The organism is Cronobacter universalis NCTC 9529, from assembly GCF_001277175.1.
In the GTDB taxonomy this organism is placed as follows: domain Bacteria; phylum Pseudomonadota; class Gammaproteobacteria; order Enterobacterales; family Enterobacteriaceae; genus Cronobacter; species Cronobacter universalis.
In genome coordinates this window covers 490,873-504,213 of sequence record NZ_CP012257.1, presented here as the reverse complement: position 1 = coordinate 504,213, position 13,341 = coordinate 490,873, and the positions used below count along the sequence as shown (strand labels likewise).

Here is a 13,341-nt window from a genome sequence, read left to right as displayed (position 1 = left end):
GAACCGAAGCCGTGCGAAAAACCAAACGCGTTACCATCAGTGATATCGCCGCCCTGGCGGGGGTTTCCAAAGCCACCGCCAGCCTCGTGCTCAATGGACGAGGCAAAGAGCTGCGCGTGGCGCAGGAGACGCGCGAGCGCGTTCTGGCTATCGCCCAGCAGCATCACTATCAGCCGAGCATCCACGCCCGCCTGCTGCGCGACAACCGCAGCCATACGCTGGGCCTGGTGGTGCCGGAGATAACCAACTACGGTTTCGCGGTGTTTTCGTACGAGCTGGAAACCCTGTGCCGCGAGGCCGGGCTTCAGCTGCTTATCTCCTGTACCGATGAAAATCCGGGCCAGGAGACGGTGGTGGTCAATAACCTGGTGTCGCGCCAGGTGGACGGGCTTATCGTCGCCTCCAGCATGCTGAGCGACAGCGATTATGTGAAGCTCAGCGAGCAGCTTCCGGTGGTGCTCTTTGACCGCCATATGAACGACACTCAGCTGCCGCTGGTAATCACCGATTCCATTACGCCGACCGCCGAGCTGGTAGCGCGCATCGCGCGCCAGCACCCGGACGAGTTCTATTTTCTCGGCGGCCAGCCGCGTCTTTCCCCCACCCGCGATCGTCTGGAAGGCTTTAAACAAGGGCTGGCGAGGGCGGGCGTTGAGCTACGCCCGGAGTGGATTATTCACGGCAATTATCATCCGAGCAGCGGCTATGAGATGTTCGCCGCGCTCTGCGCCCGGCTGGGACGCCCGCCGAAAGCGCTGTTTACCGCCGCCTGCGGCCTGCTGGAAGGGGTGCTGCGCTACATGAGCCAGCATCGCCTGCTGGAAAGCGATATCCATCTGGCGAGCTTTGACGATCACTATCTCTATGATTCGCTGTCGGTGCGCATCGACACCGTGCAGCAGGATTGCCGTCAGCTGGCGCTGGACTGCTTTGAGATGATCACCCAACTGGTGGATGACAAAGAACCGACGCCCCTGCAACGTCACCTTCCGGCCACGCTGCAATGGCGTCATCCGGCGGATTAACGCTTCACGTTAAAGAGTTTGGGGATTTCGCGCAGGCACCAGGCTTTCGCCTCGCCCATGCTGTCGCGACGCCAGGCCATGATAATGTCCACTTCGCTGGTGGATTCCGGGCTGACGACGCGCAGCCGCCCTTCGGCGATGTCCTTTTCCACCAGCGGATACGGCATCGTCGCCACGCCAAGCCCGGCGAGCAGCGCCTGGCGCTTATCTTCAATAGACGTCACCGTCAGTCTTGGCTGTTTATCCAGCAGTTGCACCGTTAATACGGGGCGTTCGCGCGCGGTGTCCGCCACCGCCACGCCGCGATACTTCACGCGCGTCACCTCGGACAGCGGCTCCGGCTCGTCGTGGATCGGGTGATCCGGCGCGGCCACATAGACATTCATCAGCGTATACAGCTTGCGGGAGTTGATCTCCGACGACGAGCGGAAGTGCATGTCCGGCGCGATGACGATATCGGCGCGCCCCTGCTCCAGACGCTCCCAGGCGCCTGCCAGCACTTCGGTAATGAACGAGAGCTGGGTGTTGGCTTTCGCGGCGAGTTTATCCACCAGCGGAAATAAACAGGGCGTGGGCACCAGCGCCTCGGCGACGATAGTCAGGTGAGTTTCCCAGCCGCGCGCCAGCGCTTCGGCATCCGTGGTGAGTTTATCCGCCGCTTCCAGCAGCACGCGCCCGCGCTCCAGCAACATGCGTCCGACATTCGTGAACTTCGTACGGTGTCCGGAGCGGTCGAACAGCACCACGTCCAGCTCCTCTTCCAGCTTCTGCATGGTGTAGCTCAATGCAGACGGCACGCGGCCCAGTTCGTCAGCCGCGGCGGCGAAACTGCCGCGCCGGTCGATAGCGTCCATCACGCGCAGCGCCTCAAGCGTCAATGCCCTTTCTTTAGCCATCAGGTTCTCGTTCAGGAAATTTGAATATACCCAGCAGATTAACTGGCTAACAATGCAGCGTCCACACCCTTAACATAAAAGCCTGTCAAGAGAGGTAAATTTATGATTATCACGAGAACAGCCAAACAGTGTGGGCAAGCTGACTACGGATGGCTGCAGGCTCGCTATACCTTTTCCTTTGGCCACTACTTCGATCCGAAACTGCTGGGCTACGCCTCGCTGCGCGTACTGAACCAGGAAGTGCTGGCGCCCGCCGCCGCGTTCCAGCCGCGTACCTACCCGAAAGTCGATATTCTTAACCTGATCCTCGACGGCGAAGCGGAATACCGCGACAGCGAAGGCAATCACCTGCGCGCGAAAGCAGGCGACGCGCTGCTGCTCTCCACCCAACCGGGCGTGAGCTACAGCGAACATAACCTGAGCAAAGAGCATTCGCTGACGCGGATGCAGCTCTGGCTCGACGCCTGCCCGGAGCGGGAAAACCCGACGGTGCAGAAAATCGCGGTCGGCCCGCAGGCGCGCCAGCTTCTCGCCTCGCCGGACGGCGCGGAAGGCAGTCTGCAACTGCGCCAGCAGGTCTGGCTGTGGCATATCGCGCTGAACGAAGGGGAATCGGTGAGTATGCCCCTGAACGGGCCGCGCGCCTATTTACAGTCGATCCACGGTACGGTCCATGCAAAGACCGAAACGGAAGACAAAGAAGCATTAACCTGCGGAGACGGCGCGTTTATTCGTGACGAGGCTAACATAACCCTTATTGCGGATTCGCCGCTGCGCGCTTTGCTGGTAGATTTGCCGGTGTAACAGAAGATGCGGATCGCTGCATCAGGAGTCATAAAATGAGTACTATCACACAGCAAAAGAAAGTCACGAAGTTGACTGTATCACCCGCCCCGCAGGAAGCGCATACACGCGCCGGAGCGCAACCAGAGTTTACCTACGATTGCATGCTCAGCGAGCTGGAAGCCATTATCGCTGAAGCCGAAGTACGCCTGGCCGAGGAAGAAGCCGCCTGACGTACGCTTACCGGGCGGGCCGGATGGCTCGCCTCCTCTGAGTCTACAAATTTTTAGCATTCCCCCAATATTTGTTCCCTTCTAAAGAAGGGATTCATGCTGCCTTTACAAATTGCTTCGATTAAAAACGAAATTTTTCCATAAAAAATTCTTTAAAAACATGTATTCATTGTCGTTATGATGCACCGAAGTGTGAGACTAGCCCAGTAGCGCTTCAAAAAACTGTGCTATACAATCTACAAGATTCAACCCGGACACACCGCTAGATGGGGCGCTTTGAGCGTTATTGCATGGTTAAAAAATGAGAGATATCGATGTAAGAAGAGCTGTACACAGCAAAATTCTTAAGGAACACCATAAAGACCCTGATACACTCATTATTGATGAATTTACAATTAATCTGGGTGCAGGACGCGCAGATATTGCTGTAATCAATGGTTTAATGCATGGTTACGAGCTGAAAAGTAAGAGTGATAATTTACTTAGACTACCTGCGCAAATAGAACACTATTCATCCGTTATGGATAAAGTAACCTTAGTTGTTTCAGAATGTCATGCTGAATCGGCACTTAACATAATACCCATATGGTGGGGCGTAAAAATTGCAAATCAAGGATTGCGAAACGGCATACATTTACAAACCGTTCGTGCTGATAAACGCAACCCAAATATAGATAAATTGTCTTTGTCTATGCTTTTGTGGAAAGATGAATTATTGTCAATCCTGAAAGGATTAGGGCAAGATCGCGGTTTAAAAAGTAAACCGCGTAAATATTTATGGGCGCTTCTAGCAGATACTCTACCAACAGACGAATTGCGTGCTTTCGTGCGTGCAACCCTTAAAGCCCGTAAAGATTGGCGAGTTGATATACGACCTTTGTAATGTGGTGATTTTGACCAATCCTGCGCCATACTTCTGCGCTACCAAACTTATGTGCAGGTGACGGATTTAGCTGATAAGCAGCGTAAACTTGAGCATAGGTAGCTATATCTTGATCTCCAGTACAGAAACCAGCACCAGGATATTCTGGATGAGCAATGATTGCTTGGCTATGTGCCCCGTATTGCTCATAGCCATATCGAGTTGCTACTTTCCCTCTAAACACCCAGAAATCATTATCACCTGTATAACGTACACTTGCAGTAGCACTTGGAAAGCGAGTCGCTAAGCGAGTGTATTCGGGGTGCTGAATTCCATAATCGCTGTATACCATTTGTCTGACTAATTGGCCATTAGCATGCAAATCTTGCCAAAGAGTCCATTCGAGCCTTTGCTGCGAATAAATACCTACCGAGATATTACTTAAATCAACTGGAAATGAACCACATGCAAGAGCAACTGTTCTAAAACTTGAAATATGCTGGAGATTATTGATAAGTCCGAGAGCCATAATCTTGATAGTTCCAGCGTTAATACTTTCCTCTGTTAACATATCTCTTAAATCGATTACAACATCAATTTGATGAGGAAGTAATTTTAGATGATGTATGTACGAAGAAATCAGTTGTGGATTTACAAGATCTACAGTGGTGAGCCTTAAGCAAACTTCATTATCCAGAATAAAATCTACAGCATTACGATAGTTTTGTGTTCTTGTCGGAGATGTAACAGGTATTACATGCATTCCTGTCGAGCGTAATTGACTTACTGCATTTATAAATGGATAGGTATCTTGGGGCGATATAAACTCCTCTTCTATAAGAAGACCATCTAAAAAAACCGAGGGCATAGCGGAACATGCCGCAGCAACTTTTTGTCCAAAACCGTCAAGCATTTCATCATATGTTTTGTCAGGTATCTCAGTATCTGGATCGATAGGAACTGGTTCAATTTCAAGTAAAGGTGAGATTTTTTCTTTAACGCTTGGAGTAAGCTGTGCGAGTGCAGTGAATTCCGCCCTTTTCGTTTTAAGTATTGGAATATAAGAGATATTTGCCATTTTTCCTCCTAACTTAATGGCACTAGTGGGAAAACAAATATCTCGCTCCTACAAAGAAAATTCTTTGAATGCGCTCACAATTCATTAATAATGAAGTTATAGGACATCATTTAATTTTATCTGGAATAGTTCCTTTTAAAGTGTTATAGGAATATTTAAATATTGCGAAGACTTTACTTAGACAACAGGTGGCAGAAGACAAATAGCATATACTCGCTTGAAAAATCCTTTCCTAACCCTTTGCCATTCTAAAAATCATTATCGCTGAAGTAACAATCATGCTGCTTCCTGTAATGGAATAAACCATGTTCAAAACAAAAAGAAAACAAATATCGCAAGATATATAATGAATGCTAAAAACATTAGCATTTGATATATGTACTCTTCATTAAATTCATGTAAGTAATTTTCATATGAAGTGAAGCTGACCGGTAAGCCGCGTGCTTTTCATAGAAAGCGTCGTGGGCAGTCATTCATCTTTGCACTACCAATAAAAGCAAAAACCCCGCCGGAGCGGGGTTTTCTAAAGTGTGAAGCTGACCGGTAAGCCGGGTTCTGTCGTGGACAGTCATTCATCTAGGCCAGCAATCGCTCACTGGCTCAAGCAGCCTACCCGGGTTCAGTACGGGCCGTACCTTGTGAACCCCTATTTGGCCTTGCTCCGGGTGGAGTTTACCGTGCCGCGAACTGTTGCCAGACGCGCGGTGCGCTCTTACCGCACCCTTTCACCCTTACCTGATCCCACTTGCGTGGGCCATCGGCGGTTTGCTCTCTGTTGCACTGGTCGTAGGCTTGCGCCCCCCAGGCGTTACCTGGCACCCTGCCCTATGGAGCCCGGACTTTCCTCCCCTCCGTCCGTCTCCCCGAAAGGACGACGACGAAGCGGCGACTGTCTGGTCAGCTTCGGCGCGGAGTATAGAGGGTTTATGCTCGTCTGTCACGCACAGCCCGCATTCTTAGAAGCTGCCTCGCAATATTTCCTTCGATTTCTTTCGATAACCTTCGAAATATCCCTTTTGCGATCGTAATCACAACCGAAACTTTCGATAATATATACATTCCTTTCAAACAAAACATTCCGAAAGAAAGGGGTAAGAGATGTTTATTATTTCCAGTAAGAACCCGCTGCTTAAGGCACAGCGGGAAGGCTACGCGGTGCCGGCGTTTAATATTCATAACCTCGAAACCCTGCAAGTCGTGGTAGAAACCGCCAGCGACATGCGCGCGCCGCTGATTGTCGCCGGTACGCCTGGCACATTCTCCAGCGCAGGAACGAACAATCTGCTCGCGCTCGCCGCCGCGATGGCGCGGCATTATAACCATCCGCTGGCAGTGCACCTCGACCACCATGAAAGCCTGTCGGATATTGAGAATAAGGTGATGGCGGGCGCGCGCTCCGTCATGATTGACGGCTCACACCTCTCCTTTAAAGAAAACGTGGCGCTGGTAAAAAGCGTTACGGCGTTTTGTCACCGCTATGACGCCAGCGTCGAGGCAGAGCTGGGGCGGCTTGGCGGCCAGGAAGACGATCTTGTGGTCGGAGATAACGACGCGCTGTACACCGACCCGGCGCAGGCCCGCGATTTCGTCGGGCAGACCGGTATCGACTCCCTTGCCGTCGCCATAGGTACCGCGCACGGCTTCTATCACGCTGAACCCAGGCTTGATTTTGCAAGGCTCGCCGACATCCGCGCGGTAGTTGACGTCCCGCTGGTGCTGCATGGCGCCTCCGGGTTGCCCGCAGGCGATATTCAAAAAGCCATCTCGCTCGGCGTTTGCAAAGTCAATGTTGCCACCGAGCTTAAAGCGGCCTTCTCCGCCGGGCTTAAACGCTATTTTCACGACCATCCCGATGCCAGCGATCCCCGTCATTACATGCAGCCCGCGAAAGCCGCGATGAAAGAGGTCGTGCGACAGGTGATTCATCGCTGCGGCTGTGAAGGCAAGCTTTAAGACAGCGCGCAGGCGGTTCAGGGCTGCCCATTCCCCCTGCCTTAAGCGCTTTCTGGCAACTTTCGAAAAATTCACGAGGCGGATCGCGAAAGCGAAGCAAGTCCTTTGTCAGTCAAACAAAAGTTTATGAAATTAAATGAAATGGAGGGATTATGCAGGATCTGATAGCCCGACACAAAGCCGGAAAACATATTGGGATATGTTCCGTCTGCTCCGCCCATCCGCTGGTGATAGAGGCGGCGCTGCGTTTCGATCTTCACACTGACAGAAAGGTGTTGATTGAAGCCACCTCAAACCAGGTCAATCAGTATGGCGGCTACACCGGTATGCAGCCTTATCAGTTTCGCGATTTTGTCTGGCAGATAGCGGACCGGCTCGGCTTTCCCCACCAGCGCATCATTCTGGGCGGCGATCACCTTGGGCCTAACTGCTGGCAAAGCGAAAGCGCGGAGGCGGCGATGGAAAAAGCCGTTGTGCTGGTCGCCGCGTATGTAAAAGCGGGGTTCAGCAAAATTCACCTTGATGCTTCCATGTCCTGCAAAGGCGACCCGGTGCCGCTTGCACCGCATACGGTGGCCGAGCGAGCAGCCCGCCTTTGTGAGGCAGCGGAGCGCGCCGCCACCGCGGAGCAGCGGCAACGGCTGACGTATGTCATCGGTACGGAAGTGCCGGTGCCGGGCGGCGAGGCCACGACGATTGGCAGTGTTCATGTCACGCGTGTAGAGGACGCCTCGCTGACGCTTGAAACCCACCGCGAGGCGTTTTACCGGCTGGGGCTGGAAGCGGCATTTGAACGCGTCATCGCTATGGTGGTGCAGCCTGGCGTGGAGTTCGACCATACCCAAATCGTTCACTATCAGCCGCAACACGCGCAGGCGCTTTCCGCGTGGATTAACCAGACGCCGCTGGTGTACGAAGCCCACTCAACGGATTACCAGTCCCGCGAGGCGTACCGGGCGCTGGTCCGTGACCATTTCGCCATTCTGAAAGTGGGGCCTGCGCTCACTTTCGCGCTGCGCGAAGCCCTCTTTGGCCTGGCCTGGATGGAAGAGGCGCTGATCCCGCCGGAACGCCGCAGCCATGTGCGGGACGTCATTGACGAGGTGATGCTGAACGAGCCGGAGTACTGGAAAAAGTATTACCTGCCCATCTGGAGCCAGGCGATGGTCGATATTCACTTCAGCCTCTCCGATCGCATCCGCTACTACTGGCCGCACCCGCGCATCAGCGAGAGCGTGGGCAAACTTATCGCCAACCTGGAAGAGACACCGCTCCCGCCCGGCCTTATCAGCCAGTATCTGCCGGGACAGTTTGAGAGGGTCAACGCCGGGACGCTGGCCGCCACGCCGCACAGCCTGATTATCGACAAAATTCAGGATGTGCTGCGCGCCTACCGTTACGGCTGCTCCCCTGACGCCGACTGACACTGAGGAATCTATGAGCCAATTATTCGTACGTACCGGCATCGCCTTTTCCGGCTGCCAGCATGCGCTGGCGCATATTGGCGAAACCATGCTGGCAAAAGGCGTGGTGCGAGACACTTACCCCACCGCGTTACTGGAGCGGGAGGCGGCCTTCCCGACGGGCATTGCGCTTGAGCGGCATGCGGTAGCGATCCCCCACTGCGAGGCGAACCATGCCGTGTCGCCAGCCATTTACCTGATCCGCCCGGATTCCCCGGTGTGGTTCCGGCGCGCCGACGACGAGGGAGAGATAGCCGTTTCTCTCATCATCGCGCTGATTGTGGACAATCCGGCGGCGCAGCTAACCCTGCTGCGCCGTTTATTCGGCAAGTTGCAAGACCCTGACGAGCTGGATGCGCTGCTCCGGGCGTCCGACGCGGAGCTGGCCACGCGGTTTCAGCAGACCATCCTTGAGCCTGAACCTTGCGTACAGGCTTCATAATCTACTGATAATAAAAGGAGTACCCTATGAAACGAAAAATCATCGTGGCCTGCGGTGGCGCGGTCGCCACGTCGACCATGGCAGCAGAAGAGATCAAAGAGCTGTGCGAAGCGCACCACATTGAGCTGGATCTGGTGCAGTGCAGGGTGAACGAGATTGAGACCTATATGGATGGCGCCGATCTCATCTGCACCACGGCAAAAGTCGAACGCACGTTTGGCGAGATTCCGGTGGTACACGGCATGCCCTTCGTTTCCGGCGTCGGCATTGAGGCGCTCCAGCAGAAAATCCTGACAGTCCTGATGGGGTGACGCCATGTTTAGCGAAATCATGCGTTATATCCTCGACCTCGGCCCCACGGTCATGCTGCCGGTAGTCATTATCATCTTTTCAAAGCTGCTCGGCATGAAGGCCGGCGAATGCTTCCGTTCTGGCCTGCATATAGGCATCGGGTTTGTAGGTATCGGGCTCGTCATCGGTCTGATGCTGGATTCGATTGGCCCGGCGGCGAAGGCGATGGCGGAACATTTCGAAATTAACCTTCATGTGGTGGACGTGGGCTGGCCGGGCTCTTCGCCTATGACCTGGGCGTCGCAAATCGCGCTGGTGGCGATCCCCATCGCTATCGTCGTTAACATCGCCATGCTGTTGACCCGCATGACGCGCGTGGTGAATGTCGATATCTGGAATATCTGGCATATGACGTTTACCGGCGCCATGTTGCATCTCGCCACGGGATCGTACTGGATTGGCATTCTGGGCGTGGCGGCCCATGCCGCCTTTGTCTACAAGCTGGGCGACTGGTTTGCTAAAGATACCCGCGACTATTTTGGTCTGGAAGGTATGGCTATCCCTCACGGCACGTCCGCGTATCTCGGCCCCATCGCGGTCCTGGTGGATACCCTTATTGATAAAATTCCGGGGCTTAATCGCATCCATTTTAGCGCAGACGACGTGCAGAAGCGGTTCGGCCCTTTTGGCGAGCCGGTCACCGTAGGCTTTGTCATGGGACTCGTTATCGGCCTGCTGGCCGGTTATGACGTCAAAGGCGTACTGCAACTGGCGGTAAAAACCGCGGCGGTGATGCTCCTGATGCCGCGCGTCATTAAACCGATTATGGATGGCCTGACGCCTATCGCGAAGCAAGCGCGTAAGCGGCTACAGGCGAAATTCGGCAGCCAGGAATTTCTCATTGGCCTCGATCCGGCTCTGCTGCTGGGCCACACCTCGGTGGTGTCCGCCAGCCTGATCTTTATTCCTTTAACCATTCTGATTGCGGTTGTCGTGCCGGGGAATCAGGTGTTGCCGTTTGGCGATCTGGCCACCATCGGGTTCTTTGTGGCGATGGCAGTCGCGGTGCATCAGGGGAACCTGTTCCGCACGCTGATCTCCGGCGTCATCATCATGAGCATGACGCTCTGGATAGCGACACAGACTATCGGCCTGCATACGCAGCTTGCCGCTAACGCGGGCGCGCTGAAAGCCGGCGGTCAGGTCGCCTCGATGGACCAGGGCGGCTCGCCGGTGACCTGGCTGCTGATCCAGCTCTGCACCTGGCAGAACGTGGCGGGATTTGTCGTTATCGGCGTCATTTACCTGGCCGGCGTGCTGCTCACCTGGCGTCGGGCGCGGGCGTTCGTCGCGGTGGAAAAAGCCGCCGCCCGCGAGGCAGGTACGACCGTTTCATGACCACGGGGGAGCGCGGCTCCCCCTGTAATTTCTGGAGGAACAATGAAATCAGTGGTAATTCATGCTGAGGGCAGCGTGCGCGTTGAAGAACGCCCTGTGCCCACTGTCGAGGCGGACGACGAGGTGCTGGTAAAAGTCGTTTGCTCGGGTTTATGCGGCTCAGATATCCCCCGCATTTTCGCCCGCGGCGCGCACTACTATCCCATCACGCTGGGCCATGAGTTTAGCGGTTATGTGGAGCGCTGCGGCAGCGCGGTGAGCGATCTTTCGCCCGGCGATGCGGTGGCCTGCGTTCCGCTACGGCCCTGTTTTGCATGTGAAGCGTGCGCGCGCGGTTACTTTTCCCTGTGTCGGCACTACCAGTTTGTCGGCTCCCGCAGCGAGGGCGGCCACGCCGAGTACATTGTGGTCAGGCGCGCCAGCCTCTTTCTTTTGCCGCCGGAGATGCCGGTTGAAGATGGCGCGTTTCTTGAGCCTGTCACCGTCGGGCTGCACGCCTTTCACCTGGCTCAGGGATGCGAAGGCAAAAACGTGGTGATTGTCGGCGCTGGCACTATTGGTCTGCTGGCGATGCAGTGCGCGCAGGCGCTGGGCGCGAACAGTGTGACGGCCATTGATATTAACCCGGAAAAGCTCCGACTGGCGCACACGCTCGGCGCCGATCGCGTGCTGAACAGCCGGGAGCTATCCGCGCAGGCCATTCGCGAAATGCTGGAGCCGCAGCGCTTCGACCAGCTGGTGCTGGAAACCGCGGGCGCTCCGCAGACGGTATCACTGGCGATAGACATCGCCGGGCCGCGCGCGCAGGTCGCGCTGGTGGGGACGCTGCACCATGACCTTACCCTCTCCGCCGCGGTTTTTGGCAAAATTTTGCGTAATGAACTGACGCTGCTCGGCAGCTGGATGAACTATTCGTCGTCCTGGCCGGGCGATGAGTGGCGAACCGCCGCGCGACTGCTTGCCGAAAAACGGCTGTCGCTCAGGCCGCTGATTGCGCATCAGGGGGATGCGGAAAGCTTCGTGAGCGCCGTCCAGGCGCTCAACGGCGCGCCGATGCAGGGCAAGATTCTGCTGCGCTTCGCCTGACACAATGAGCCAGCAACCTGAGCTGGCTCACATTTGCTTTCGAAATCTGACGTTCATCTTTCACATGCCTTCGTTTACACTGAATGGAGTCAATTATCAGGCAAACCGATATGAACTCTTTTGAGCGAAGGAACAAGATCCTCGATCTGGTGAATACGCAGGGTAGCGTGATGGTGCTGGATCTTTCGAACGCTTTTGACATTTCTGAGGTCACCATCCGCGCCGACCTGCGCTTTCTGGAAGAAAAAGGGCTGGTGACGCGCTTTCACGGCGGCGCCGGGAAGCCCGGCAGCAGCCTTGCAGAAAGCGACAATCAGGAGGTGAAGCTGGAAGAGCGCTACCAGCTGGCGAGCGATCCTAAAAAACGCATCGCCCAGGCCGCCGCCGCGATGATCAACGAAGGGATGACGCTCATTCTCGATAGCGGCAGCACGACCCTGCTCATCGCCCACGAGCTGGCCAGGATGGCGAACATTACGGTCATCACCAACAGCCTGCCCGCCGCCTGCGCGCTCGCGAATAATAAAGATATTACGCTGGTGGTCTGCGGCGGCACGGTGCGCCATAAAACGCTCTCCATGCATGGCACGATCGCGGAACACTCATTGCAGGGCATCAGTGCCGACCTGATGTTTGTTGGCGCTGACGGCATTGACGCCACCAACGGCATTACCACCTTTAACGAAGGCTATTCCGTCAGCGGCGCGATGGCGGCGGCGGCCCATAAGGTTATCGCCGTCCTGGACGCGACCAAGTTTAACCGTCGCGGGTTTAACCAGGTTCTGCCAATGGCCGAGATAGACTGCGTCATCACCGACGACGGCATTAGCGAAAAAGAGAGAGCGGCGCTTAAGAAAACCGGCGTTGAGCTGAAAATCGTGTGAGTCAGGGCGTCTGTAGCCGTCGCGCTGACAGCCGCGACGGCCAACGGGCGCAGAACAGGTTTACGCCTGCTGCTCCAGCGCATATTTATAAAGCGCGTTCTTCTTCACGCCGTGGATTTCCGCCGCCAGCGCCGCGGCTTTTTTGAGCGGCAGCTCGGCCTGCAGCAGCGCGAGCGTGCGCAGCGCGTCAGGCGGCAGCGCGTCTTCCTGCGCTTTATGCCCTTCGACGATCAGCACCATTTCGCCCTTACGGCGGTTTTCATCCTCTTTCACCCAGGCGAGCAGCTCGCCCACCGGCGCGCCGTTAATGGTTTCCCAGGTTTTGGTGAGTTCGCGCGCCAGCACCACGTAACGGGATTCGCCCCAGACGGCGACCATATCTTCCAGACTTTCCAGCAGGCGATGGGTAGACTCGTAAAAAATCAGCGTGCGCGGCTCCTGCTCCAGCGACTTCAGCGTGTCGCGGCGGCCTTTGGATTTCGCCGGTAAAAAGCCTTCATAGCAGAAGCGGTCAGAGGGCAAACCCGCGGCGGAAAGCGCAGCGATAGCCGCGCACGGCCCCGGCAGCGGCACCACGCGCAGCCCGGCTTCGCGGCAGGCGCGAACCAGATGATAGCCGGGGTCATTAATCAACGGCGTACCGGCGTCGGAGACCAGCGCGATATTCTGGCCTTCGCGCAGTTTAGCGATCAGGGTTTCCGCTTTTTGCTGTTCGTTATGGTCGTGCAACGCAAAAAGCCGGGCGCTGATAGCAAAATGTTGCAGCAGCAGACCGGTATGACGGGTATCCTCAGCGGCGATAAGATCGACGGACTGCAATACTGTCAGGGCGCGTTGCGTAATGTCGCCAAGATTGCCGATAGGCGTCGGGACGATATAGAGCTGGCCCTGAGAATTCTGCGCCGAATCGTTTTGTTTCATTGTTTCGTCCGTATTGCCGATTTAAA

14 protein-coding genes and 1 other RNA gene are annotated in these 13,341 nt (G+C 55.5%); 11 read left to right on the top strand and 4 right to left on the bottom strand.

The window, feature by feature from the left end:
- The first annotated feature begins 11 nt into the window (after positions 1–11).
- Positions 12–1,025 carry a substrate-binding domain-containing protein gene (locus tag AFK65_RS02350; RefSeq protein WP_007705101.1) on the top strand — a complete coding sequence of 338 codons (1,014 nt, stop codon included), beginning with the start codon at positions 12–14 and terminating at the stop codon, positions 1,023–1,025.
- On the opposite strand, the gene yhaJ is transcribed toward AFK65_RS02350, so the two are convergent.
- On the bottom strand, positions 1,022–1,921 hold the full coding sequence (yhaJ, locus tag AFK65_RS02345; RefSeq protein WP_004385839.1) for a DNA-binding transcriptional regulator YhaJ: 900 nt from the start codon (positions 1,919–1,921) through the stop codon (positions 1,022–1,024). The genes AFK65_RS02350 and yhaJ overlap by 4 nt on opposite strands.
- 102 nt (positions 1,922–2,023) lie before the next feature.
- On the opposite strand from yhaJ, the gene AFK65_RS02340 reads away from it, so the two are divergent.
- The 3 genes from AFK65_RS02340 to AFK65_RS20580 all read left to right on the top strand — a co-directional run bounded on the left by AFK65_RS02340 (position 2,024) and on the right by AFK65_RS20580 (position 3,820).
- Positions 2,024–2,725: a pirin family protein gene (locus AFK65_RS02340; RefSeq protein WP_007705093.1), complete on the top strand. Its 702-nt coding sequence runs from the start codon at positions 2,024–2,026 to the stop codon at positions 2,723–2,725.
- 35 nt (positions 2,726–2,760) lie between these two features.
- A complete protein-coding gene (locus AFK65_RS22065; RefSeq protein ID WP_007705091.1) occupies positions 2,761–2,937 on the top strand; it encodes a hypothetical protein in 177 nt (58 codons plus the stop codon).
- Between the two features lie 301 nt (positions 2,938–3,238).
- Positions 3,239–3,820 carry a sce7726 family protein gene (locus AFK65_RS20580; RefSeq protein WP_071602563.1) on the top strand — a complete coding sequence of 194 codons (582 nt, stop codon included), beginning with the start codon at positions 3,239–3,241 and terminating at the stop codon, positions 3,818–3,820.
- Here the strand turns inward: AFK65_RS20580 and AFK65_RS20575 are convergent.
- Together AFK65_RS20575 and rnpB are read right to left on the bottom strand one after the other, a co-directional pair.
- Positions 3,777–4,877, bottom strand: coding sequence for a beta family protein (locus tag AFK65_RS20575; RefSeq protein ID WP_007705082.1), 1,101 nt, complete (start codon positions 4,875–4,877; stop codon positions 3,777–3,779). The two genes, AFK65_RS20580 and AFK65_RS20575, sit on opposite strands and share 44 nt — an antisense overlap.
- 528 nt (positions 4,878–5,405) lie before the next feature.
- An RNA gene (gene rnpB / locus AFK65_RS19930) (RNase P RNA component class A) lies at positions 5,406–5,782 on the bottom strand.
- 193 nt (positions 5,783–5,975) lie between these two features.
- Here rnpB and AFK65_RS02335 point away from each other — a divergent pair.
- The 7 genes from AFK65_RS02335 to AFK65_RS02305 all read left to right on the top strand — a co-directional run bounded on the left by AFK65_RS02335 (position 5,976) and on the right by AFK65_RS02305 (position 12,394).
- Positions 5,976–6,830, top strand: coding sequence for a tagatose bisphosphate family class II aldolase (locus AFK65_RS02335; protein WP_038858185.1), 855 nt, complete (start codon positions 5,976–5,978; stop codon positions 6,828–6,830).
- Between the two features lie 152 nt (positions 6,831–6,982).
- A complete protein-coding gene (gene gatZ, locus AFK65_RS02330; protein ID WP_038858188.1) occupies positions 6,983–8,254 on the top strand; it encodes a tagatose-bisphosphate aldolase subunit GatZ in 1,272 nt (423 codons plus the stop codon).
- Positions 8,255–8,267: 13 nt separating this feature from the next.
- Positions 8,268–8,735: a PTS galactitol transporter subunit IIA gene (gene gatA / locus AFK65_RS02325; RefSeq protein ID WP_038858190.1), complete on the top strand. Its 468-nt coding sequence runs from the start codon at positions 8,268–8,270 to the stop codon at positions 8,733–8,735.
- A gap of 26 nt (positions 8,736–8,761) precedes the next feature.
- The gene (gene gatB, locus AFK65_RS02320) at positions 8,762–9,046 is read left to right on the top strand and encodes a PTS galactitol transporter subunit IIB (RefSeq protein WP_007705062.1); all 285 of its coding nucleotides are present in this window, start codon (positions 8,762–8,764) and stop codon (positions 9,044–9,046) included.
- A 4-nt stretch (positions 9,047–9,050) separates the two neighbouring features.
- A complete protein-coding gene (locus AFK65_RS02315) occupies positions 9,051–10,424 on the top strand; it encodes a galactitol-specific PTS transporter subunit IIC (RefSeq protein WP_007705058.1) in 1,374 nt (457 codons plus the stop codon).
- A 42-nt stretch (positions 10,425–10,466) separates the two neighbouring features.
- Positions 10,467–11,510, top strand: coding sequence for a galactitol-1-phosphate 5-dehydrogenase (gene gatD, locus AFK65_RS02310; RefSeq protein ID WP_038858192.1), 1,044 nt, complete (start codon positions 10,467–10,469; stop codon positions 11,508–11,510).
- A gap of 110 nt (positions 11,511–11,620) precedes the next feature.
- Positions 11,621–12,394: a DeoR/GlpR family DNA-binding transcription regulator gene (locus AFK65_RS02305; protein WP_038858193.1), complete on the top strand. Its 774-nt coding sequence runs from the start codon at positions 11,621–11,623 to the stop codon at positions 12,392–12,394.
- A gap of 60 nt (positions 12,395–12,454) precedes the next feature.
- Here the strand turns inward: AFK65_RS02305 and rsmI are convergent, their stop codons facing one another.
- Positions 12,455–13,315, bottom strand: a complete 861-nt coding sequence (gene rsmI, locus AFK65_RS02300; protein ID WP_038858194.1) for a 16S rRNA (cytidine(1402)-2'-O)-methyltransferase — start codon at positions 13,313–13,315, stop codon at positions 12,455–12,457.
- Positions 13,316–13,341: the final 26 nt, after the last annotated feature.